The organism is Paraburkholderia sediminicola, assembly GCF_046027355.1.
Classification (GTDB): domain Bacteria; phylum Pseudomonadota; class Gammaproteobacteria; order Burkholderiales; family Burkholderiaceae; genus Paraburkholderia; species Paraburkholderia sediminicola_B.
This window is the reverse complement of record NZ_JAQQEK010000001.1, coordinates 109,955-131,491: the sequence shown is the minus strand read 5'-3', so window position 1 is coordinate 131,491 and position 21,537 is coordinate 109,955. Positions and strand designations below refer to the sequence as shown.

Genomic DNA, 21,537 nt, shown 5'->3' with positions numbered 1-21,537 from the left:
TGTCCTCCTCAACGTTGGTTAAATTGCCCGGACGCCTCGCGCGTTCGTCAGGCAAAAGCGCCCCGATACTTCTCGATGAACGCCGGGACAGAAAGCGCCGGCGTCCCGGTGATTTTCTCAACGGCATCGTTAGTACCCTGGAACACCCCTTCGCGATAGTGCTGCGCGACTTCGACGAGGTGCTGCACAACGAACGGAGGGAACTTGTACACCTGCTCCATCTGTTGCTTGAAATCGTCGATCGAAGTCGGGGCGTATTCGATCGTCACGCCGAGCACCTCACTCATGGCCGCAGCGATTTCCGTGTGATTCATCTCGACCGGGCCGTGGAGAGTGTAAGTCTTGCCGCCATGGTCTGCCGGATTCGCCAGAATGTGAGCGATGACCCTGCCCTGGTCGTCCGAGCTGATCGGAGCGTGGCGACCGTTTTCGAACGGAAAATCGATCTTCTTTCTGGCCCAGATTTGCTTTGCAAAATGCGGGTAGACAAGCCAATCGGCAAAGAATGTGGGGCGCAGATGCGTGGTAGGCACACCGGACCAGTCGAAGACCTGCTCGGAAATCCAGTGGTCCTGCGCCGCATGGCTGGTCGACTCGCGCCGCGCTGAAATCTGCGACATGTTGACGATCGCAGCGACGCCGGCCTCCTTCGCGGCCTGTGCGAAATAGGCCGCGGCCCCGAGAATCCCCGGTGCGATCGGGTACAGGAAGTAGGCGGAGCTGACGCCTTCCATCGCTGCGCGGATAGCGTCAATGTCGGTGAAATCCCCGACGGCGATGTCGACACCGCGTGCGCGCAGAGCCGCCGCCCGCTCGTCGTCCGAGCGCACATACGCGCGGACGCGCTTGCCCATCTGCAGCAGTTCGTCGATGGCTGCACCGCCGGTACGGCCGGTTGCGCCGCTTACAAGAATGGTCGATTCGTTCATGACTTTGATCCTCTGAATGGTTAAGAGCATATGCTCGTGTCAGGAAATATAGGAGCATATGCTCGTACATGCAAGTTTTTTTTGCGGATGGCTTCTGTTTGCCTTGAGCGAAACACCTCGCCTCTCGCGGGGTCTGGATGAACGCCGCGCTAAAAAGCTGCCATGCCGCGAACGACGCCGGGCCTCGCACTGATCCTTGCGTACCAGGCGCGAAGCAGAGGGAGCTCGGACCAATCGAGGTCCTGCCTCACAGCAAAGGCACTCGTATAGGCAGCGATGTCTGCGAGCGTAAAGCTATCGCCGGCGATATATGGGGCGTCGATCAGGAATCGTTCGGCCTGAACGAGCGCCTCGATGGAACGACCAGCAAGAAATTGAGCGCCCGGTTCGTTGCCTTGTTGCCTCAGCGCGAAAGCACTGCCGTTTGGCGCAATCACTTCGGTGATGAAATAGAACAGGCGATCGGAAAACAAGACTGCCTCCTGGCCCGGATCGGGCGTTAGCCTCTCCCGCGATCGACTCGCCGCATAGAACATGATCGCGTTCGATTGGGTAACGACGAGGTCTATCCCTGCCTCGCCTTCTTCGACCATGACCGGGACAAGGCCACGCGGATTAAGCGCCCGAAACGCAGCAGTCTTGTGCTCCCCGGCTCTCAAATCCACGCGGCTGGCGGAATACGAAATGCCAGCCTCTTCCAGGGCGATGGCCGCCCTTCGGCTGTTGCCTGTTTGTGCTCCGTAAAGACGGATTGCCATGAGCGCATCTCTCCTTAACCTTCAGGACAGGCCCTGATTCACGCGCGCCCTTCGAACATCATGCGATGCCGTGGACTACCGCCACGAGAGGAGCGCGCAAACCTGTCTGCAACGGCCCACGCAAAGAGCGCACTGGCGAGAGGGCTGCTTCAGGTCTATGGACGCACACAGACGGAGGCGCCGTGCGAACTATGGCAGGCCTTCACTCCGGGCCGCCGAGATGTTGGCCTGCCCGAGCAGCCAGACACCGGTGTTCTTTAAGCACCAGGGAGGAAAGGTCGTATCGCAGCGGCGGAGATGTCTGGCGGCGTCAGGCGGCGATTCGTCGTTGAGCCGCCTATGTAGCGCTCCGCGATCCGCCAACCGTTATCGGTCTCGCGAAGCCGGTCAAGCATTGGCGAATACATCCAGATCATCGGTAGGTAGTCACTCTCGGTCAGTTCGCCGTCGCTCATCTTCGAAGCGTCTTCCGGTACGGCATAGCGCACAAGAAGGTTGTGATATCGGACTGCAACGAGTCCGTTTCCTCTTCATCGACAATGCGGCCCGAGCCGCAACGACTGATTCCCGGAAGCAGATAGGGATAGATCTCAGTGAGGAAGTGGCGGATATTGGATTCACCGCTAACCTTCACCTTTGAAATGTATGACCTTTGCATCCGCCGCAAAGGAATGAACCATCTCTTCGAGATCCCATGTCTCGAACAGCCAGTTGACCCGGTTGACGAAGTCCACCGCACTCGCGCGCCTGTCGGGATCAATCTTGCGAGCAGCGACAACCTTAGGGAAGAAACGCATCTCTACCTCCTGCTCAAGAACAGTTAGCAATGACACGGCACAAAGCGAATACCCGGTCCGCTCGGCCAGTCTTACCGCGATTGAGGAAGCGTTCTCTATCGCGCGTCTGGCTGCCAATTCGTGCTGCACGCCTCGGCGGCAAACGGCCCGCCGATTAGCGCGATGAACCCCTCGGCCGGCAGGCGACGGTCAATTTTGCGGGACACCGTCGTTCGGGGGAGGGGTCTCGAAGTTATGTCTTCAGTTGCTGCACGAATTGGCGAATTACTGCTGCAACCGCAGCTGGATTCTCGAGAGGTGACAGGTGCCCCGTACCGGGCAGCACATGCATTTGGGAGCCCAGGATTCGCGGCAATAGCTCGCCGCGCAATGTCTCTGGCAGGTCCACCTGATCAAGTTCCCCAGCAATGACTACGACGGGTACATTGATGGACAAGACGTCAGCGGTAATGTCTTCGACCATTCCGCCAAGTGGCCATGCAATTTTGGCCTGCGGTGCGCCGCGCAGACTGTCGACGATAACCTGTTCGCGAAGCTCCGGTGACAACCTGTTCGCGGTGAGTACGTTGTCAAGCGCCCAGGTAATCGACTCCCGAGTGTCGTAGACTTTGGCCATCTCGGCTCGCTGGTCAGCGGAAAAGTTCATCGGCGACGGAGGCGATGGAGCCACGAGGACGACACCCTGGAGGCCCGACGGCCGACGCGACGCGAATAGCTGAGCGACCTTTCCGCTCATTGAGTGACCGACGACGACATATCGCTCAAGATTCAGTGCTTCAATTACGTCCCGCACGTCGTTTGCGAGATCGCCGATGCCATAACCCTGCTCGGGCGCGTCCGAATCACCCCAGCCGCGGTGATCCATGGCTACCGACCGATACTGGCCCGCCAGGTCACGGATCACGCCGTCCCAGGTTCGGCTTGACCCGCCGTAGTAGTGCAGAAACAGAAGCGCTGGTTCGCCGTCCCCGCGCTCGTCTACAGAAATTTGCGTTCCTCGAGTTTTGACATGCATTTCGGTTTTCCTGATATGTAGCTCACTTTCGGTGCCGGAGGGCGCCGTGCGAATTGCCGGTGCAAGTCGTTTCGCAAGCGGGAGAGAAGCGCCGAAACCAGCATCGCGCGCAACATGCGCGGCTGCCCTGGCGGAGTGCGCGCTAGCGGTGCGCTACCTCAGCTTTCAAACGGTGCATCATTGATCAGGTCGCACACGTTCGGAATATCGAAACCGTGTACGTGGCGACGGCCGATATCGGCGATTCCGGTGCCGACGGTCGTATGGGGTTTTTTTCTGGCGACTTCAGCCAGCGCTTCGGTAAACGCCGCTTTAAATCCAACTCGGGGATACAGCGCGAGCGTGTCATCGATCAGTGAGGGCGTGACTTCGTCCAGAAACAATCCGAAGACGTCGAGATGGGCGCCCATATAGACCAGCGCGATTTCTGGCTGCTTGCGGTCGGCGAGGCCGCCAGCGGAGTGAAGCGCGATGGCATCCCACACGAGCTGCGTTTTCACTTCCGGGTAGTCGTGGGCCAGCAAAAGGTGGCTGGCCGCGTCGGCACCATCCACCTCAAAGCGTTGGTCGGCAGAAAATTCATCCGTAAGGCCAAGGTCGTGAAGCAGCGATGCGAGATACACCACTTCCCGATCGTATTTAAGACCTCGCTTCCTGCCCAGGAATTCGGCGAACCACCATGTCCGATGCACGTGATGCATCATCGCTCCGGAATGGACGCGCTCGACGAGAGAAGCCGCTTTGGCAGCGATCTCCGAGTCTGGAGCACTCACTCCCCCCACAATCACAGTTTCACGCATTGCCTACCCTCCGGGTCATGCGAACTTACAGAGCGATCCAGTGTAGGCGGTTCGTCGATAGCTCAAATGACAGATCGCGGACGATTTCTGCCACAATCGTTCTCCCTATGCCCGCATACGCAGATCCTCTTTCAATGAGAAAACGGACGAAACCGGTCGCCCCGCCTGCAGACCCAAGACAGAAGCGCGTTGTCATATTGGGTCTGCCACCGGTGGACGCGCTCGACGTCATCGGCGCAGCGGAAGTCTTCGCGTGGGCGAATCAACTGGACGGTAGTGGAACTGCCCCGTACGTGCTCGAGCTGGTTTGCTCAGCTGATGATGTGCACCTGGACAGCGAAACAGGTATTGGCCTCAAAGGACATAGCACGCTCGAGCAGGAGCGTCATGCGAACAAGCCGATCGATACTTTGCTTGTGACTATGGGCTCCAGGACGTTCGAACAGATCGATCAGGCAGCCATAGAGTGGATCCGGACCCGCTCACAGACAGTGCGTCGCGTGTGCTCAATATGTGTTGGCGCGTTCGCCCTCGCTGCCGCAGGCCTACTGGACGGGCGCAGGGCGACGACGCATTGGGGCGTGGCACGGCGCCTGGCGGAGCGCTATCCCAAGGTACAGGTCGACCCGACGCCTATCTGGGTGAAAGACGGCAACGTGTACACGTCGGCCGGTATATCGTCTGGAATCGACCTCGCGCTCTCGCTGGTCAGCGAAGATCTGGGAAGTGACTTCGCCCTGGAAATTGCGAAGAATCTGGTTCTGTTTTTACGTCGTCCGGGCGGACAGGCGCAGTTCAGCTTCGCACTTCAGTCACAGCGCGCGTACAACTCAGGTCTGAGCGAGTTATGCCTCTGGATCGGTGAGCATCTGCATATGGACCTCACAGTCGAGGTCATGGTAGCCAGAGTTTCAACGAGCGTCAGAACGTTGATACGCATGTTTCAACGAGAATTGCAGACCACACCCGCAAGATACGTCGAAACGGTCCGGCTGGAATCCGTTTGCCGTTCGCTTGCGCTTGGCGAGAGATCGATGCAAGACATCTGTCGTCGGAATGGTTACGACAGCGTCGACGTGCTAAGAAAGGCATTTACACGCCGCTTCGGGGTGAGTCCCACAGAGTACGCTCGGCGTTTCAGCAAGAGCGCCGAGCCGACGCAGTACGGTTGAGATTTGCCGCTTATCCTGCACTGGCGATGCAATACCCGCGCGCGCTTCGCCTGCGCAGCTCGTTCCCTCCGCTGCTGAAATCGCACATCCAAGACCGGCATGTGCAAGCACGTAGCCCGCGCTCCCTATTGCCAGCCACGACTGGGTATCTCCCGACTTCGCCCCGATCGCACCAGCTCCGACTGCACCGGCATCGCTGATCACGCTGTATTTAAATGCGTTGCCAAAGCTGCCTCCGTACACGGCAGAGTCAATCCCGGCAGCCACAACCCCGCGTTCGACTATGAGTTGAAGTCCCTCCGCGACCTGGCTTGCAATGACCGTGCCTTGCCCAATGGCTGTGCCAATGACAGTGGTATTTCTCTGAAGCGGCCATTCGCAGCGAGGCGTGACATGCCGTATTCGGGCAGCACATTCGGCACTGGACTATTGCACTTTCTTGTCTTCGCGTTTCGCGTCCGCCATGGCCTCCGGCTCTAACTCTTCCGCGGACCGATTCAGGTGGACGAACAGCCCCCAGGAGGCAAGAAGCAAGGCTGTCGAAGCAATCAGCCCGGCCGCATACCGAAGCTGCGATGGATCCTGGTGCAGCGCCTTGAACGTTGCCACGAGCCCTTCGATGGCAAGCGCGACGACGACAACCACTAAGAATCGCGACATGAAACGTCGTACCCGCGTCGGCGCGCTCACGTCAGCCTCCCGTATGACCTCTTCCTCTACGATGGTCTCGGCGATCTGCAAGGCGACAACGGCCCCAGCCAGCAGCCCCAAAGCTTCAATGATGGATTGCGCGCTTGCCTGGTCCCATTGACTCGCAAATGCAATCGATCCGATGCGAGCAGCAATCGCAATCAACATCAGCGCCGCGCAGGTGAAGAGAACAGCCATCAGCCCATGGACGATCGTAAAGAAGCGCACAAGGAACTTCATTTTTGGGGCTCCCTTGAATTGCAAGTGGGTGATCCATGCCGTGTTCCATCAATTCCTGAAAGGCGCGGCGATGAGGGCTGATTTTAGAGGCGGACCGGATGGGCCTGACAATGGGGCCAAACCCGCGCTTGGCAAATTATCGTTCCGGGGCGCCAGCGCCGCCGCAATCCAGCGACCGGCGCCGAAATCCAGATCCCCGCGGCGAAAACGGTCAAGTTCACGGCGGGCAAGGCGTTCAAGGATGCCGTCAACGGTAAGTAACAGCTAGCGGCCGCCAGCAATCGTTGACTGTCCCGCGCCCCCCGACCGCGAGAACGTCGCGGCCGCGGCTGGCGCGCCGCGAGTAAATAGGTCGCCGGCGGGCGACGTGACAATTCAGATTTTTCCATTTTAATTCACATACTTATGTCAACCATTCGAGTCCTCTCCTGCGCCCCGCGCGACTAGTGGACGCCTGTTACCGTGCAGCGGGACCAGCTCGTACGGGGACTCAGTGCGATACCGAACTGTTCCTCGAAGATCCTCTTCGAATCTGGCCAATGGAGCCTGCTGCCCCCCAGATTAACCGCGCCCCCGGTGGCCCACAACTGACTCGCAGCGCTCGAAATCCTTAATCTGAGCGGCCCAGACCTTCAAGGCGTCGCGACAGACATCGGTAGCGACTTACGGGTAAATTGCGCGTGAAATTCATGGTCGTTGTCCGTCGAGGAAAACTCCATGAAGCTGATCTACCCGCTATTGTTGAACGCCAAACCGCAAGACAAGCGCTATAAGCTCCGTGACCGCGACTCCACGTATCTGCGAGTGTCAAATTTGCCACGACCCGGCGCACTTTCACCGGAGGCGATTCAGGCCGCGCCCCTTTCCTCCTTGAACAGATAGAGCGCCTCCTGTATGGGCCGGTCGGAAAAGGAGAACAAGACGCTATCCTCGTCAGCCTCGTGCTGAACGTGATGCCACGACGGGACGACAAAAATATCTCGCTTGCTCCACTCCACGGTGACTTCGTTTCCGATCCGACTGCGACCCCGCCCTTCGATAGGCACAAAGACCGTAGCGTCGGTTGAACGGTACGCCTCCGTCGAAAACCCCTTGGGCAGCAACTGTGTGAAGGTCGCCATCGTCGCCATCGCATAGTTCCCGTTGCTTGGGTTGACGTATCTCATCTTCAGCCCATGACAGGGATCCCAGGCGTTCGCGCGGCGCATGCGCTCCAGCGCTTCGCGTGTTCGCACATACGGATAGTTAAAGATCGGCGAGGTTCCGCCGGGAGGACGATGGTCTACCGGAAGCAGATTGGCTCCGTAGCGAACGTCACTGTCGCCGACGGGGCGCGTAATCGATTGCTCGTCCTCTCCAAGATGTTCGGCAAACGACGCGTTCACAAACTGCACCACCGGTATGTCCAGACCGTCCAGCCAGAAAATCGGCCTGTCGCTTTCATTGCCATGATCGTGCCACGCCATCGGCGGCGTGATAATGAAATCCCCTTCGTTCATCATTGTGCGTTCGCCATTCACCGATGTATGAGCGCCACCGCCTTCCATCACAAAACGCAGGGCTGTTTGCGCATGACGGTGTGCGGGCGCGATCTCGCCGGGAAGGACCAGCTGCACCCCCGCATACAAATCGGTCGTGATCTTCGATTCACCACGCAGGCCGGGGTTCTCTAGCACCAGCACGCGCCGCTCAGCCTCCTTTGCCGTAATGATGTCACCCGCCTCCATCATGGCCGCGCGGACGTCTGCGAAACGCCAGTGTGCCGGCACGCATTTGCTCCGCGGCTCGGGCGTAATCAGGTCATTCAGCGACGTCCAAAGCGGCGCGAGGTTCTTCTGACCGATCCGTTCGTAAAAAGCCTCACGTTCGGGCGTTTCCAGCACACGCACCTTGTCAGAGTTATCAGGCATCGTTTCCCTCGTTCTTTTCCGTCTCAATCCCGCGTTTATTGAAAATCCTCGCAGGAGCTGTTTCCTTCAACGCCGCGACTGCAATGGCTCCAGCGCAGATTGTCCAAAGCGGCATAGTCACCGCATGCTCGATGCCGAAATGCTTGGCCAGATAGCCTGCATACGCAGGTGCCACGCCACCACCAAAGACTTCGCCAATACCGATGATCATGCCCGATGCCGTGGACATCAGTTGGACCGGCACGGCTTCTGCTGCGACCGGACCAACGGTCAATGTGATCAGGCTATACAGACAACCCATGGCGATCATCAGGCAGATGAACAACGGAACCGGCGACGCCCCGGTCCGCAGGAAAATCCAAAGCGACAGAAATACGCCTGCTGTGGAAAACAGCATGACGGGTTTGCGGCCGACGCGATCTGAAAGCGCCGGCAGCACGAGAGCCCCGATCGCCCCACCAAAGCCTAACGAGGAAAGAACGAAACCCATCTGCTGCATATCCAGATGCAGATAGTCGACAAGATAGTTGGGAAACAACGCGGCAATGACGATCTGGCACGCGAGCCAGCACAGCATGCAAATGATGCCGAGCGGCACATTGCGATAACGAAACACCTCATACCAGCGATGCTGGGCAGCATCGTGTGTCATGGTGTGCTTCGCAATTTCCGTCGGTGACGGCCGGCGTAACACCCGTTGCGCGAGGAACGCCACGATCAGACCCGGAAATGCCACAAGCAGGAAAATCCAAGGCCAACTCATCACCTTGAGAAGTTGCGTCACCACGATCGGGGTGAGACCAAGCCCGAGCAGCGCTGGCATCATTTGCTGAATCCCGACATTGCGTCCGTGCCGGCTCGGTGGCGACGCATCCATCGTTGCAATTATGCTAGCAGGCGTGAAGGCACCCTCAGCTACCCCCATGAATGCCCGGATGGCAATCAGGCTGCCGACCCCCGTCGCGAGTCCGCCAAGACCGGCCAGCAACGAAAATCCGATCATCGCCGGTACGATGACTCTCTTGAAGCCGATCCGGTCTGAGAGATTGCCTGTCAGCAGTGCAGACAAGCCCCATGCGAGCGCCAATGCTCCCGTGATATGCCCAAGGTCCTGATAGTCGAGCTTCAAATCGCGCATCAGTACTGGCATCAACGGCACGATCAGGAAGCGATCTATGCCGACGAGCCCCATGCCGAGGGCCATCAAAGTGACAGCCTTCCATTCATAGCTTTTTGACGACTCAACGTGCGACGGCACTACCGTTGAGGGCGCCAGCGGAGGGGTGATGTTCATTCGAAGTCCTTCTGGTTGGATGGCATCGCACGTTCGAACGCCGGCATTGCAAGCGCCGCATTCGAAATTCGCTGCACGATTGGGAAAGGGGTCACGGCGAGATCGAAATTACGGGCGTTGGTCACTTGAGGAACGCTATCAAGGACTGGTACAACCGATGGACAGCGGATGGCTTTTGCAGCCCGGCAAAGCCTCTCGCGAATTTGGACCCGCTCTTGTGATTTGCGTAAGCGGCTACGCCCGTCGCCGGAAGTTCATCGATCATCCTCGTCTCCTGCTCGATTTGGTGTTGTTACTCACTATCGACGCCGTCGTGATCGCTGTCCAACGATAAAAATCGACTGCATGATCTCGATAAGTGATCACCCGGCAGACGGGTTCAACGTGCATTTTTCAAGTTAATTTTGCAACGCTAAGTATCTTTAAGACCCGTTGGACACAGAGGATTCGAATTGCCCTATCTGGCGTTCAATTTGAGTCGAACCCGCAACGATCTTTCCTGGCAAAACATGATGCGAAATAGTGGTATTCCCTATTACACTACGATCATTGGCTGCGGACACGGGCGTCTGTAGCGCGAAATCAACCCATCAAGGCTGCCTCCATGAAATCCCTTTTCAACACGCTAATCGTCGCCTCAGTTCTGGCTGTTCCGGTTCTGTCCTTTGCTCAGCAATCTTCGCCACCTGTCACGCGTGCTCAGGTGCGGGCAGAACTCGGCCAACTCGAGGCCGCTGGATTCAAGGGTGCTTCCACGGGGCCTTACTACCCCGCGAACCTTCAAGCCGCAGAGGCGCGTGTCGCCCGGCAAAATGTCGCCGGTCAAGCAACATCCGGTAACTATGGTCCGCCGACCAGCGGTTCATCGCAATCCGGCCAGCCGGGAGTTTCGGCAGGCGCACAATAAACGGACCACGACCATTCAAAGTCAGGGCCGTTGTACGCCAAGCAACGGCCGGTTCGCGATTACCGCTCTATCGCATATACGCTGAGCCGATTGTCGACTGAAGAGACTCCAGGCACACTCTTCGCGATCTCTCCAGCGCGATCCACCTGATCACTCTTCGGCACAGAACCAGACAACGTTATCGCGCCGCCCTTCGCGTAGACGAATAACTGCGTCATGTCGATCCCCTTTGCCTTCGCCATTGCAGTTCGCACATTTTTGGCGAGCTTACGATTAGCGGCCCTGATCGATTTTGCGCTCGGTGCGCTGCCCGCAGCCGCCGACGCGACCACCGCACCGCTATTTCCGTCCTGCGCAAATGCCGCCAACGGTGCAACGGCAACTGACAACGCCACCACCAATCCAATCTGTACGATTGCTCTCATTTTGCATTTCACTATGTTAGAGATGTTTGAGACCTGCTTGGATTCACGCAGCAACTCGCGAGTCAATGGCGGTATCTTCTGTCAGGTAGGCACCGCCACAGCAGCACCTTCCCCGACGCAGATCGCCTTTCGATAAGCGGCCGGTCTGACGTCTTTTAGCCTTAGAACGAATGCCGCACGCCAATCTGCACACCGGTCTGGCTACTGTCAGCAGACGCGGTCCGATAGGCAGCAGACGTGCCGTTGTACGAGTCGAAGTTAAGCGCCGAGTGACGCGAATAACCCACTACCACGTACAGATCGGTGCGCTTCGATAGCAGGTAATCGCCGATTGCCATGACCTGCTGGGGGCTGGCCGGCCTTGTCACCTCGCCATTAGCTCCCGTTGCTGTCTGAATGCGGTCGTAGTAGTAGGCAAGGGTCAGTATCTTGTCGACCGCAAACAGGTAGCGCGTGGCCACCCAGAAGTAATCGTCGCGTGCGGCGTACCCGGCGAGCGGATCATTCTTTCCATACCGGTACCCTCCCATGAACTTGAGCGCGGCGGTTGAATAGGTGATACCGATAGCCGCCTTTTCGAACCGCGCATAGTTGCTGCCAATACCCTCTGAGCGATGAAGGTTGTCGTATCCCAAGCTCACGGAGAGCGTGCCGTTATCGAATGAGGCAGCACCGCCGTATCCCGAACCATTCGAGAACTGCCCTGCAAGGTTGCTAAAGGAATAGTGCCCCGTCAGCGTCACCGGTCCGAAAGCGTTTTTGTATTTGACGACATTGCTCTCCCAAAGATTAGAACCGACTTCCGCAACGACCGGTTCGTATGTACCCGACAGATCCGTCGGCGACGACGGGTAAAGTGCATCCACGAGCGACGTGTACTGTCGGCCAAAGCGAAGCGTGCCAGCCTTCGGCGATGTCAGACCGACCCACGCGCTACGACCAAAAAATTCTTGCATCAAAGCGCCGTTAGGAACCAGAAACCCGCTCTCCACCTGGAATTCCGCCTTCAGCCCCCCGCCGAGGTCCTCATTGCCAGTCAAACCCCAACGTGAACCACCCGAACGAGCTCCGTCCGCCATTGACCAGCGATTGCCGGTTGTGCCAGGCTGGCCGGGATTAATTGGCCAATGATTGGTGAACTCGATTGCGGTATCGAGAATGCCATAGAGCGTTACGCTCGATTCGGCATGCCCACAAACCGCAAACGTCCCGGCCACCAGGCCGGCAAACATCTGCCTCTTCATCAAAAGTCCCCTCCGTTTAGAATTGCCATCTCGAAACTCTCTGTATCCCCACCTATTCGTGTTTTTCGTAGCGGGCTTTCTTTCCGTCGCGTGGAAGCTACGGGCAGCCTTGCTTTTCAGACGAAGGCGAACAGCAAAACGTGAATCCAGTCGCAAGTTAATCAATTGATGAAACGGTATATTTTTTACTTAGTATTACTACCCATAAAGATGTCGATTTTTTGTTCACATAAAAGATGGATTATCTGCGCTCCCTTTTTATGACTTCGGAATACCCTGCCACCTGTCATGCAGGCGGATTCTCCTGGACACTGAAAGATGCCGGTAGTTAAGGGCTTCTGATTTTTTTCGCTGATGGTTCAGATCAGAACCGATGCGTCAATCGCAGGAAGGCGTCAGAACTTTGTTGGCTCCACATTTGCGTTTCGCATTGCTGCCAACTATCGAGGTTCCGGTGATCGCTGTCTAACGATTAAAAATAACTACGCGATCTTGATACCTGATCACCGACATCGAAAATTCGGAGAAAGGATCCGATACGTTCTATCAGGCTTGCGGTTCCAGAAGCATCTGGCCGGTAGTCCCGGTTGCGATCTCACGGAAGTTCGCGACCGCCGGATTGTCCGTGCTGGAATTCCATGCGGCGATCAGCTCATAAGGCGTGAGCAGTTCGTCGAGCGGTATGTAGATGACGTCGAGTTGCTGGACGCGAGCAACCCACTGCGGTACCAGCGTAACGCCGAGGCCCGCGCTAACGAGCGCGAGGAGAGTGTGAAGCTGTTCGGCCTCCTGGACGATTCGAGGCGCGAACCCGGCCGAGGCACAGCACGCAACGATGATTTCCAGAATCCGGCTGTTCATTCTGCGCGGAAACAGAACAAACGGCTCGCTCGCCAGCTCGACGATTGAAAGCGTCGGCCGTACGGCAAGCGGATGGCCCTGCGGGATGGCCGCCACCAAAGGGCCTGCGGCAAGTTCTGCAGACTTGAGAGCATGACCGGGCGACGGCGAGGGCATGATCCCTATATCAATGGTTGATGTCCGAATCGCCTCGATCTGCGCGCTTCGATCGAGCGGATGCAGCGTCAATTCGACTTGCGGCCACCTCTGGCGAAAGTCCCGGAGTATCGGCGGCAAAATGGACCACAGTACGTTATCAACAAAGCCGATCGCCAGCCGCCCGACCGTACCATCTGCCGACGCACGCGCGCGACGCATCGCTTCATCTGCACGACGCAGCAGATCACGCGCTTCGGGTAAAAATATCTCGCCGGGGACCGTGAGCCGAACGTTGTGGCGTGAACGCTCCAGCAGCGAAAATCCGAGCTCTTCTTCAAGTAGCTTCACCTGATGGCTCACCGCTGACTGCACGACGTGCATACGCTGTGCGGCCCGGCCAAAATGCAGCTCTTCGGCGACTGCCGTGAAATACCGAAGTCTACGCAGGTCCATGATGAGAGAGCGCCATAAGGTTACGAAAGTCCCGTCGAAGTTCCGCACCTTCAGGCGCTTTCTTCACGAGGTGAACCTTGGCCAATCGACGGCGGTCCGCCAGGCAATTTACGGAAGCCGTGCCTCCGCAGACCGGCCAATCGGGATTATCGGGTCGCGTCGAGCACGAGCTTGCCGCGTGCATGGCCGGTCAGGTTTTTTTGCAAGGCATCGGCGGCACGCGACAGCGGAAAGACCGTCTCGAGTTCGACCATGATCTCACCCGAGTCAAACAGTGCCGCGATTGCGGCCAACTGCTTGCCGTCGGAGCGGGTGGCGAAATGCTTCCCTACCACACCACCCAACCTGGCGTGCTCGGCGTCTGGCGGGCTCACCGGCGACACCAGGACGCCGCCAGGCTTTAGCAACGACCAGGAGCGATCCTGCGTTTCGCCGCCAACCAGATCCAGGACGATGTCCACGGACGATATGCTCTGTTCGAAGCTCTCCCTCCGATAGTCGATGACCTGCATCGCACCAAGCTGTCTGACGTAGTCCAGATTGCCGGACGACGCCGTTCCGATTACCTCCGCGCCGGCGATTCTGGCCAACTGCACCGCCATACTGCCAACGCCACCCGCCGCCCCGTGAATCAGCACGCGCTGACCTGGCTTGATACCAGCGTGCTCGTGCAACGCCTGCCATGCGGTCAACGCTGCCGCTGGCACTCCTGCCGCTTCAAGCAGCGAGAGCTTTTTCGGCACTGAAGCCAGGCGTTCAGCCGAGGCCACCACCTTGGCGGCGTAGCCGCCGACGATACCGATGAAGCCGAAGACTTCGTCCCCCACAGCGAAGTCCGTGACTCCGACGCCCAGCGCCGAAATCTTTCCCGACACTTCGACGCCCGGCGAGTAAGGCAGTGACAGCGGCAGGAAGGCTTTCATCCTGCCCTCCAGGATTTTCCAATCGACCGGGTTGACGCCGCTCGCCGCGACGTCGATCAATACTTCGCCCTCGCCCGGGACGGGATCGGGGATTTCTTCAAGCGTCAAACGCTCGGGCCCGCCGTAGGCGTGGGCACGTATAGCTTTCATGGGTAACTCCTGATTGGACGACCGTACATATACAACCGCCTTGACGTATCAAATGACCGACAGCAGACCGCCATCGACGAGCAAGGCGATGCCGGTGACATAGCTCGACATGTCCGACCCGAGCCACGCAACGGCGTCGCCTATTTCTGACGGCTTCCCGAGACGGCGCAGTGGAGTGCGTTGCCGGAAGCCTTCCGAGGCTGCGGCAATGCCTGGATTCGTGCGCAGCAAATGCGTGTCGATCGTGCCGGGGCAGATCGCGTTGACGCGGATGTCGTCTGGGCCGAGCGCATCCGCCAGGGCCTTGGCCATCAGCACGACGCCCCCCTTGCTCGTGGAGTAAGCGACGGTCATTCCCGCGCCCGCGATGCCTCCCATGCTTGCCATCAGCACAATGCTGCCTGGCTTGCCACGCGCTTTCATCTGCCGCGCCGCGGCTTGGGCGCCGAAAAGCACGCCGTCAAGATTGACCGCCATCAACTTCCGGTAGTCGCTTTCGGCCACCTCGGGACCATCCTCGCGCAGCGTGATGCCGGCGTTGCACACCATCACGTCGACTCCGCCGAACTCTTCCGACGCATCGACCAGCGCGTCGACTTCCGCATGCTGCGTCACGTCGGTGCGCTGAAAGCGTGTGGGCACACCCAGTGCTTCAATCTCGCTGATGGTCGATGTACCGCCCTCGTGCGGAGTCTCCGTGACGTCTGAGACGATCACGGCCTTCGCTCCATGCCGCGCCGCACTAATCGCAATGGCTCGACCAATTCCGCTGGCTGCACCTGTGACCAGTACGACCTTGTCCTTGAGAACGTCGCTCACTTTGGTATCCTTATAAATATGTCAGATTAACTGCATGCACTGGCCCAGCGATCTACCGGTGCGTAGCGGGCATCACGGCATCGCTGCGCAGACGCAGGCTATTGTTCACGCCTTTGTCGCGCCTGCAGGAAAAGCACCGAGTTGCTGCATCAGCGAGAAGAGGTTAGCGACGCCCCAGTGTTCCACGATCTTGCCGCCGCGCACGCGCATCGCGTCGACCGTTTCAAAATGGATCTTTCGTCCGGTGGGCGGCACGCCAAGGAAGGTGCCTTCGTGCGTACCGTGATACGTCTTATAGGTCGTCACCAGATCCCCGTCGGCAACCTGCCAATGGATGTTCGCGTGGAAATCGGGGAACGCGGCACGCAGCACGTGGTAGAGCGCGCGTGCGCCGTCCTTGTCTGGAGTGCAATTCGGCTGCGGCGTATGGTCGACGAAATCATCCGCGAACAATTCCTCGAATACATCGAAGTTGCCGCCGCCTTGTACTTCTTCGGTATTGCGACGAACTACAGCCTTTGCTTCTTCGCTTGCGTTGCTATGGGTCATGTCATGCTCCAGAACAGTTGAAATGCGAGTTTTTCAGTTCACAACTCATACGGATCGGTCACGGCAACTCGAAGCCACCGATGGTCATCCCTCCGTCGACCACCAGCATCTGCCCGATCACGTAACTCGCCGCCGACGAGCAGAGCCAGACCGCCGCGGCAGCCACCTCGGCCGGTTGGGCACCACGTTTCGCCGGGATCGCGGTGCGGGCAAGTTCGGCGAAGGCCGGGTTCCGCACACTGTTCTCGACCACCATCGGCGTCTCGGTCCATCCGGGGGCCAATGCGTTGACGCGAATGCCGTGCCCAGCGTTTTCCATCGCCGCAACGCGGGTCAGACCATGCACGCCATGCTTCGATGCCGCGTAGGCGCTCATCCCACCAGGGCCAGTCAGCGCGGCAACGGACGCTGTATTGCAGATGGCGCCGCCACCGCTTCGCTTCATCAGCGGTAACTGGTACTTCATGCCGAGGAACACGCTGCGAAGATTGACCCTGAGTACCTTGTCAAAGTCGTCCGTGGGGTAATCCTCGATCCTGTAAGTTCCGCCCGTGATCCCGGCATTGTTGAACGCCGCATCAAGTCGACCCGCGTCCCTTTCTATACGTGCGAGGAACGCGCAAACGTCTTCCTCGCTTGCCACGTCGACCCGTGCGATGGCAGCCTTTCCGCCGGCCCTGACGATCAGATCCTCGGTTTCTTTAAGCCCCTGCTCATTGATGTCGGCTGCGTAGACGTATGCGCCGTGGCTGGAGAAGGCAAGTGCGGCATCTCGGCCGATACCGGAGCCGGCGCCCGTCACGAGCACGACTTTTCCGTTGAAATCTTCAGTCATGATGATCCCTCATACGGCGCCTTTAAACAGGCCGATAATTAGCATAGCGATATATTGGTTCGTTTCGCTGGGCGACAATGCCCAGCTCACTCGAAGACTTGCCAGGAAAAGCGTTATCCGAACAGCTTCGCCGCCGTCTTCGCCACCAGCTCACCCTGGTGGCGTGCGCCGGCCAGATCGATCTCGCTCGGCTGACGCGACCCGTCGCCGGAAGCGACAGTGGTTGCGCCATAAGGCGCGCCGCCGACGATCTCGCTCATGTTCATCTGCCCCTGATGGCTATAAGGCAGGCCAACGATGACCATGCCGAGATGCATCAGGTTCGTGATGATCGAAAAAAGCGTGGTTTCCTGCCCACCATGTTGCGTGGCAGTCGACGCGAACGCACCACCAACCTTGCCATTAAGTGCACCACGCATCCATAAACCGCCGGTCTGATCGAGGAACGCTGCCATCTGCGACGACATGCGACCATACCGGGTGCCAGTACCCACAACGATCGCGTCATAGTTCTCGAGGTCGGCGACCGTTGCGACTGAAGCCGCCTGGTCGAGCTTGAAATGCGCGGCCTTGGCAACCTCTTCAGGCACCGTTTCAGGTACACGTTTGACGTCGACCTGCGCGCCTGCGCTGCGGGCGCCTTGCGCGACGGCCTCAGCCATCTGCTCGATATGTCCGTACGTCGAATAGTAGAGAACAAGTACCTTGGCCATCGCAATCTCCATGGGGTGATGAAGCGGGCCGTCATGGCGCCGCAGGGGTGCAACAGTTGTATTGCCACGACGACCCGGGGCCGTCACCAGTGTCGTTACTGTGCGGCACTCGCGACCGGCAGCGCGCGGCGATTATCAAAACTGAATGCGCCTGCGCCATAAGCCACGACCTGGAGCAAGCCGCCGGCCATCGCGACATTCTTGAGAAAGTGGAACATTTGATTCTGGTCGCCGAGCGCGTGGTGGAAGATCAGCGCGGTAATAATCGCATACACTGCCAACAACACCGCAACGAGTCTCGTGCGATAGCCGACGATCAGCAGAACGCTGCCAACCAACTCAAGAACCATCGAGCCGAGATAACCGAGTAGCGGAACCGGCAATCCTAGCGATCCGATGTAGCCGATGGTCGCTCCCGGCGCTGTGAGTTTGCTAAAGCCGCTCACGAGAAAAATGGCGGCAATGAGAATGCGCCCAATCAACGGAAGAGTCTGGTAAGTATTTGCAGAGGTTGAGTTCATGACGAGTTCCTTAAGTTTTAGAAAAATAGGCCAAGGCCAAGAGGACTGCTTGAGTGATTATCGGATACGGCCGCGAAAACGAAGCAGTTCGCCCATTCGTGCGATCTGGGCTTCTCCCGCTTGCAGCGCGGCCTCCGACGTGTGAACCGAGTAGTAGCCGAGCACCAGGTCATGCGGGTGTTTTACTGCGGACGCGAAAATGAATTCGGCTTCGGTGTCTGCGGCGAAGTCGAGAGCGTCTTCGGACTCGTTGAAGACCGCGAGCTCGCTGCGCAGACGTTCACCTGCGACACAAAGCGTGCCTCGGTGCACATGGGTCCAGGCCACCGTATGTCCAACAGGTGGCACATAACGCCATCGCTCGCCCGCCTCGAGCCGTACATACAGATAGTTGATCCCGTCAGGACACGTCACCGGGCTGTGTGTGTTCCCGTAGCTGCCGAGAATTACGCGCGCGGGCCCCACATGCGGGATGGCCTGTGCGGGAAGATATTGGGTTTGCGGCTCGCCATTCTCGACTTCGCGAGGCAATGCCACCCACATCTGATAGCCATGAAAGCGCTCCAGGTCCGCGGGACTGGCGTCGTGCCAGATGCCGTTGCCCGCGTTCATCCATTCGACGCTGCCCGCGGACAACACGCCGGATGCACCCGTTGTATCTTCGTATCGCAGATTGCCAGAGAGCAGGACCGTGATCGTCGCGATACCCGAATGCGGGTGCATTGGAAACAGAGCGTCGCTCGACGGCGTGAAGTCGAAGTAGTCCAGGAACACGAACGGCTTGATCAGCTCGCCTAGTTCGCCGGGACTGACGATGCGCGTGACTGGCCCATGGGGGCGCCCCTGGCTACGCGCCACAATGGCGCGCGGGAGACGCGCCGGCCGGACGGCAGGATTGGCCGCCTCTAATAGATCAGACACCGTCGCCATGACAATTTCCGTTTGGGGATGACATGACCGAAGGTTAGATGCCGGCCGACCCCACGGGAAGCCTATATATTTTAATGGAATCCATCGCCTTGACTTATGGATCCCCTGCGACCGCCATCTTCGCGCGGCGGTTTGGAAATGCTCCTTCGGTTCGCTGTCTGCACGGCTAGTGACGAGGCCTGTTCCTTCAATGTGTCCCATCACAGACTCTCTGAAGCGCCGAAGACGTGCTGCCCGCAGCGTTCCGTACATGCAATGCCTCCACGGATTAGTAGTTCTGTTATCGGCTGCGGATATCAACGCTCCCGAATGGCCTCCGAATGCCCACGAGCTCAAATCACGTCATCACCATTGCGCGGCATACCCCTCGCCAGTACGTGGCGTGTCGACCGTGTCTTCAGTTCTCACCGCTGCCCGCTTGTAGCGGATTCCGGTACGGAATATGGGCAGTGGGACGCCCCATTTATCCTCTAGGCACTACCTCCTCGAACGGCGAAACTGGATTGTTCTTCCTGGTTCACGAGGGTTGTGGCGGAAAGCGTGAGACCAGCAATGACGACATGGCCTCACAAAACGAAATACAGACTGGTCACGATATTGAATCACAGTAACTGGTCAACACCGTCAGCATCAGTTCAAGCCGAACAGGCGATAAGGCTTGTGTCTCTTATTCTTAGACATCACGTCTGGCTCCTCGAGTTGTAGCCATCGTAGTGCCCTCAACACAGAACGGATCGGCCGTACGCGACAAGGGACTGGTTCTGCGTGCCACGCCCTCGCGACTTCATCTTCGGCCTGGCGACCGCTCGCTCACACTCATCGAAATCGCAAGGATCACCCGACAAGCACTGAATTTTCCCGCCGTCCAACTTACCTTCAGCACTATTGCAAACTATCGCTACAGGTGCGGTCGCCGTCCAATGATTAAAAATAACTACACAATCTATGAAGACCATCACCAGCGAGTCGCTTTCGATGCAAACTCCGATGGCGACCTACCCAACGAAGTGGGCCGTCACCCGCGTCTTACCCAGCCCACCTCAACTGAAGCCGGTCGCGGCAATTCGAAACGGGTGGAGTCGGCGGTACTCCTACGCTCGGCGCAACTCTCCATGGCGCATTCGCGCCGTCAATCACGAAGGGAACGAAGTGCGGAATTTTGTCTTCACGATCAGACTCAAGTTAATCCTGGCGTTCGGCACCTGGGCGGCACTGACGTTGACGCTCGGACTTGCGTGCACAGTCGAACTATCGCGCCTCGATGCGAACGTCGTTTCGCACTATCGCCTGCCCCTGACAAGTCTTGCTGTGGTGGCAGCTTTGGGATGCGCCGTCGCGATTTACTGTGGCCTCCATCTGCACCGTGTCGTGTGCGGTGGATTGAACCGCATGGGCATGAAATTCGAGGAGATTGCCACTACCCTTGATCTGTCAAAGCGGTCTTCAAGTCCGCGCATGGACGAATTCGGTCGGTCGGGCGTGTCATTCGACAAGCTGATGCGTCGCGTAGCTGAGGCGGTGTCCGCCGTGCGTTTATCGACTGATTCAGTGTCCACGTCTACACGTGAACTTGCTGCGGGAAACCTTGAGCTTTCATCACGCACGGAAGAACAAGCCGCCTCACTCGAGGAAACCGCGTCCAGCATGACGCAACTGACTGAAACGGTAAAGCAGAACGCGGACAATGCGCGACAGGCGAACGCGCTGGCGACGAGTGCCACAGACATCGCTGTTGCAGGCAACGATATTGTTCAATCCATGGTTGCTACGATTGAGAGAATCAATAGTAGCTCCAACAAGGTTTCCGAAATCACGGGGGTGATTGAAGGGATTGCGTTCCAGACGAACATTCTTGCGCTCAATGCCGCTGTCGAAGCGGCCAGGGCTGGCGAGCAAGGAAGAGGGTTCGCGGTTGTGGCCAGTGAGGTTCGAAGCCTGGCTCAGCGATCTGCATCTGCAGCAAAGGAAATCAAGGACCTGATTGCCTCGTCCGCAGCTACAATTCAGATGGGCTCACAACACGCGATGGAAGTTAGCGTGGCCATGGATGAAATAAAAAATGCCATCAGCCATGTTTCCGAAATTGTCGGCGAAATTGCTGGCGCATCGGAAGAGCAAAGTCGTGGCATAGAACAAATCAACCAGGCAGTCAATCAGATGGACCAGGTGACGCAGCAGAATGCAGCACTAGTCGAGGAAGCAGCCGCAGCCTCTCAATCGCTCGAGGAACAGGCAATCAAACTAAAAGGTGCAGTTTCGTCCTTCAAGCTCGCAATACAATGACAACAGGCCTCTCGTCAGCAATCGAGAATTACGCGCCTGGTGTCCTACGGGACGTACCGGGCCAAGGGCGCGAAGTGGCTGCACGGGTTCATGAATCGTTGACCCGACTCGCTCCAGCCGATCAGAGACAGGTGCCATAGCGACGTCCTTCTGGACACGAAATTAAAGGCTGATGAACCCG

23 protein-coding genes and 1 pseudogene are annotated in these 21,537 nt (G+C 58.2%); 5 read left to right on the top strand and 19 right to left on the bottom strand.

From position 1 onward, the window contains the following. Window positions 1–47: 47 nt before the first annotated feature. The 5 genes from PQR42_RS00610 to PQR42_RS00590 all read right to left on the bottom strand — a co-directional run bounded on the left by PQR42_RS00610 (window position 48) and on the right by PQR42_RS00590 (window position 4,299). Window positions 48–929: an NmrA family NAD(P)-binding protein gene (locus tag PQR42_RS00610; protein ID WP_408384987.1), complete on the bottom strand. Its 882-nt coding sequence runs from the start codon at window positions 927–929 to the stop codon at window positions 48–50. Between the two features lie 149 nt (window positions 930–1,078). After that, entirely contained in the window at window positions 1,079–1,687 is a 609-nt protein-coding gene (locus PQR42_RS00605; protein ID WP_408384989.1) for a glutathione S-transferase family protein, read from the bottom strand. A 623-nt stretch (window positions 1,688–2,310) separates the two neighbouring features. Continuing rightward, the gene (locus PQR42_RS00600) at window positions 2,311–2,484 is read right to left on the bottom strand and encodes a hypothetical protein (RefSeq protein WP_408384991.1); all 174 of its coding nucleotides are present in this window, start codon (window positions 2,482–2,484) and stop codon (window positions 2,311–2,313) included. Between the two features lie 232 nt (window positions 2,485–2,716). Beyond that, entirely contained in the window at window positions 2,717–3,499 is a 783-nt protein-coding gene (locus PQR42_RS00595) for an alpha/beta fold hydrolase (RefSeq protein WP_408384994.1), read from the bottom strand. A 158-nt stretch (window positions 3,500–3,657) separates the two neighbouring features. Beyond that, window positions 3,658–4,299 carry an HD domain-containing protein gene (locus PQR42_RS00590; protein ID WP_408493533.1) on the bottom strand — a complete coding sequence of 214 codons (642 nt, stop codon included), beginning with the start codon at window positions 4,297–4,299 and terminating at the stop codon, window positions 3,658–3,660. A gap of 212 nt (window positions 4,300–4,511) precedes the next feature. On the opposite strand from PQR42_RS00590, the gene PQR42_RS00585 reads away from it, so the two are divergent. Continuing rightward, window positions 4,512–5,471: a GlxA family transcriptional regulator gene (locus PQR42_RS00585; RefSeq protein WP_408384999.1), complete on the top strand. Its 960-nt coding sequence runs from the start codon at window positions 4,512–4,514 to the stop codon at window positions 5,469–5,471. On the opposite strand, the gene PQR42_RS00580 is transcribed toward PQR42_RS00585, so the two are convergent. After that, window positions 5,379–5,789: a DUF637 domain-containing protein gene (locus tag PQR42_RS00580; RefSeq protein WP_408493559.1), complete on the bottom strand. Its 411-nt coding sequence runs from the start codon at window positions 5,787–5,789 to the stop codon at window positions 5,379–5,381. The genes PQR42_RS00585 and PQR42_RS00580 overlap by 93 nt on opposite strands. A 108-nt stretch (window positions 5,790–5,897) precedes the next feature. Then, window positions 5,898–6,401 carry a hypothetical protein gene (locus PQR42_RS00575; RefSeq protein WP_408209786.1) on the bottom strand — a complete coding sequence of 168 codons (504 nt, stop codon included), beginning with the start codon at window positions 6,399–6,401 and terminating at the stop codon, window positions 5,898–5,900. A 162-nt stretch (window positions 6,402–6,563) separates the two neighbouring features. Here PQR42_RS00575 and PQR42_RS00570 point away from each other — a divergent pair. Continuing rightward, window positions 6,564–6,662, top strand: a pseudogene (locus tag PQR42_RS00570) (HU family DNA-binding protein); the annotation flags it as partial. A 587-nt stretch (window positions 6,663–7,249) separates the two neighbouring features. Here the strand turns inward: PQR42_RS00570 and gtdA are convergent. Both gtdA and PQR42_RS00560 read right to left on the bottom strand, forming a co-directional pair. Beyond that, window positions 7,250–8,311, bottom strand: coding sequence for a gentisate 1,2-dioxygenase (gtdA, locus tag PQR42_RS00565; protein WP_408385002.1), 1,062 nt, complete (start codon window positions 8,309–8,311; stop codon window positions 7,250–7,252). After that, entirely contained in the window at window positions 8,304–9,605 is a 1,302-nt protein-coding gene (locus tag PQR42_RS00560; protein ID WP_408385004.1) for an MFS transporter, read from the bottom strand. The genes gtdA and PQR42_RS00560 overlap by 8 nt, the downstream gene beginning before the upstream one ends. A 604-nt stretch (window positions 9,606–10,209) precedes the next feature. Here PQR42_RS00560 and PQR42_RS00555 point away from each other — a divergent pair. Next, entirely contained in the window at window positions 10,210–10,512 is a 303-nt protein-coding gene (locus PQR42_RS00555) for a DUF4148 domain-containing protein (protein ID WP_408385007.1), read from the top strand. Window positions 10,513–10,571: 59 nt separating this feature from the next. Here the strand turns inward: PQR42_RS00555 and PQR42_RS00550 are convergent, their stop codons facing one another. Further along, window positions 10,572–10,730: a BON domain-containing protein gene (locus tag PQR42_RS00550; RefSeq protein ID WP_408493558.1), complete on the bottom strand. Its 159-nt coding sequence runs from the start codon at window positions 10,728–10,730 to the stop codon at window positions 10,572–10,574. Between PQR42_RS00550 and PQR42_RS00545 the strand changes: the two genes are divergently transcribed. Then, window positions 10,729–11,073 (top strand): hypothetical protein, encoded by a 345-nt coding sequence (locus PQR42_RS00545; protein WP_408385190.1) that lies wholly within the window; start codon window positions 10,729–10,731, stop codon window positions 11,071–11,073. The two genes, PQR42_RS00550 and PQR42_RS00545, sit on opposite strands and share 2 nt — an antisense overlap. Window positions 11,074–11,098: 25 nt before the next feature. Here the strand turns inward: PQR42_RS00545 and PQR42_RS00540 are convergent, their stop codons facing one another. From PQR42_RS00540 to PQR42_RS00500, 9 genes are all read right to left on the bottom strand, one after another. Next, complete coding sequence (locus PQR42_RS00540) at window positions 11,099–12,181, bottom strand: porin (protein ID WP_408385009.1); 1,083 nt, start codon at window positions 12,179–12,181, stop codon at window positions 11,099–11,101. A gap of 546 nt (window positions 12,182–12,727) precedes the next feature. Beyond that, entirely contained in the window at window positions 12,728–13,633 is a 906-nt protein-coding gene (locus PQR42_RS00535) for a LysR family transcriptional regulator (RefSeq protein WP_408385011.1), read from the bottom strand. 146 nt (window positions 13,634–13,779) lie between these two features. Beyond that, window positions 13,780–14,706, bottom strand: coding sequence for an NADP-dependent oxidoreductase (locus tag PQR42_RS00530; RefSeq protein WP_408385012.1), 927 nt, complete (start codon window positions 14,704–14,706; stop codon window positions 13,780–13,782). A 48-nt stretch (window positions 14,707–14,754) separates the two neighbouring features. After that, window positions 14,755–15,525, bottom strand: coding sequence for an SDR family oxidoreductase (locus tag PQR42_RS00525; RefSeq protein WP_408385014.1), 771 nt, complete (start codon window positions 15,523–15,525; stop codon window positions 14,755–14,757). A 105-nt stretch (window positions 15,526–15,630) separates the two neighbouring features. Further along, window positions 15,631–16,074 carry an ester cyclase gene (locus tag PQR42_RS00520; RefSeq protein WP_408385017.1) on the bottom strand — a complete coding sequence of 148 codons (444 nt, stop codon included), beginning with the start codon at window positions 16,072–16,074 and terminating at the stop codon, window positions 15,631–15,633. A 58-nt stretch (window positions 16,075–16,132) separates the two neighbouring features. Next, window positions 16,133–16,909: an SDR family NAD(P)-dependent oxidoreductase gene (locus PQR42_RS00515; RefSeq protein ID WP_408385019.1), complete on the bottom strand. Its 777-nt coding sequence runs from the start codon at window positions 16,907–16,909 to the stop codon at window positions 16,133–16,135. 113 nt (window positions 16,910–17,022) lie between these two features. After that, on the bottom strand, window positions 17,023–17,622 hold the full coding sequence (gene wrbA, locus PQR42_RS00510) for an NAD(P)H:quinone oxidoreductase (RefSeq protein ID WP_408385021.1): 600 nt from the start codon (window positions 17,620–17,622) through the stop codon (window positions 17,023–17,025). Window positions 17,623–17,717: 95 nt separating this feature from the next. After that, window positions 17,718–18,143, bottom strand: coding sequence for a DoxX family protein (locus PQR42_RS00505; RefSeq protein ID WP_408385022.1), 426 nt, complete (start codon window positions 18,141–18,143; stop codon window positions 17,718–17,720). Window positions 18,144–18,200: 57 nt separating this feature from the next. Then, entirely contained in the window at window positions 18,201–19,073 is an 873-nt protein-coding gene (locus PQR42_RS00500) for a pirin family protein (RefSeq protein ID WP_408385025.1), read from the bottom strand. 945 nt (window positions 19,074–20,018) lie between these two features. Here PQR42_RS00500 and PQR42_RS00495 point away from each other — a divergent pair. Beyond that, a complete protein-coding gene (locus PQR42_RS00495; RefSeq protein ID WP_408385028.1) occupies window positions 20,019–21,356 on the top strand; it encodes a methyl-accepting chemotaxis protein in 1,338 nt (445 codons plus the stop codon). The last annotated feature ends 181 nt before the right edge of the window (window positions 21,357–21,537 follow it).

Bases quoted from the DNA above. Each gene is read 5' to 3' on its own strand.
- PQR42_RS00540 (WP_408385009.1), bottom strand. From the start codon at position 12,181: ATGAAGAGGCAGATGTTTGCCGGCCTGGTGGCCGGGACGTTTGCGGTT.
- PQR42_RS00555 (WP_408385007.1), top strand. From the start codon at position 10,210: ATGAAATCCCTTTTCAACACGCTAATCGTCGCCTCAGTTCTGGCTGTT.
- PQR42_RS00595 (WP_408384994.1), bottom strand. From the start codon at position 3,499: ATGCATGTCAAAACTCGAGGAACGCAAATTTCTGTAGACGAGCGCGGG.
- PQR42_RS00535 (WP_408385011.1), bottom strand. From the start codon at position 13,633: ATGGACCTGCGTAGACTTCGGTATTTCACGGCAGTCGCCGAAGAGCTG.
- PQR42_RS00500 (WP_408385025.1), bottom strand. From the start codon at position 19,073: ATGGCGACGGTGTCTGATCTATTAGAGGCGGCCAATCCTGCCGTCCGG.
- PQR42_RS00575 (WP_408209786.1), bottom strand. From the start codon at position 6,401: ATGAAGTTCCTTGTGCGCTTCTTTACGATCGTCCATGGGCTGATGGCT.
- PQR42_RS00560 (WP_408385004.1), bottom strand. From the start codon at position 9,605: ATGAACATCACCCCTCCGCTGGCGCCCTCAACGGTAGTGCCGTCGCAC.
- PQR42_RS00515 (WP_408385019.1), bottom strand. From the start codon at position 16,909: ATGACTGAAGATTTCAACGGAAAAGTCGTGCTCGTGACGGGCGCCGGC.
- gtdA (WP_408385002.1), bottom strand. From the start codon at position 8,311: ATGCCTGATAACTCTGACAAGGTGCGTGTGCTGGAAACGCCCGAACGT.
- PQR42_RS00605 (WP_408384989.1), bottom strand. From the start codon at position 1,687: ATGGCAATCCGTCTTTACGGAGCACAAACAGGCAACAGCCGAAGGGCG.
- PQR42_RS00505 (WP_408385022.1), bottom strand. From the start codon at position 18,143: ATGAACTCAACCTCTGCAAATACTTACCAGACTCTTCCGTTGATTGGG.
- PQR42_RS00495 (WP_408385028.1), top strand. From the start codon at position 20,019: ATGAAGACCATCACCAGCGAGTCGCTTTCGATGCAAACTCCGATGGCG.
- PQR42_RS00600 (WP_408384991.1), bottom strand. From the start codon at position 2,484: ATGCGTTTCTTCCCTAAGGTTGTCGCTGCTCGCAAGATTGATCCCGAC.
- PQR42_RS00550 (WP_408493558.1), bottom strand. From the start codon at position 10,730: ATGACGCAGTTATTCGTCTACGCGAAGGGCGGCGCGATAACGTTGTCT.
- PQR42_RS00530 (WP_408385012.1), bottom strand. From the start codon at position 14,706: ATGAAAGCTATACGTGCCCACGCCTACGGCGGGCCCGAGCGTTTGACG.
- PQR42_RS00610 (WP_408384987.1), bottom strand. From the start codon at position 929: ATGAACGAATCGACCATTCTTGTAAGCGGCGCAACCGGCCGTACCGGC.
- PQR42_RS00590 (WP_408493533.1), bottom strand. From the start codon at position 4,299: ATGCGTGAAACTGTGATTGTGGGGGGAGTGAGTGCTCCAGACTCGGAG.
- wrbA (WP_408385021.1), bottom strand. From the start codon at position 17,622: ATGGCCAAGGTACTTGTTCTCTACTATTCGACGTACGGACATATCGAG.
- PQR42_RS00520 (WP_408385017.1), bottom strand. From the start codon at position 16,074: ATGACCCATAGCAACGCAAGCGAAGAAGCAAAGGCTGTAGTTCGTCGC.
- PQR42_RS00545 (WP_408385190.1), top strand. From the start codon at position 10,729: ATGTCGATCCCCTTTGCCTTCGCCATTGCAGTTCGCACATTTTTGGCG.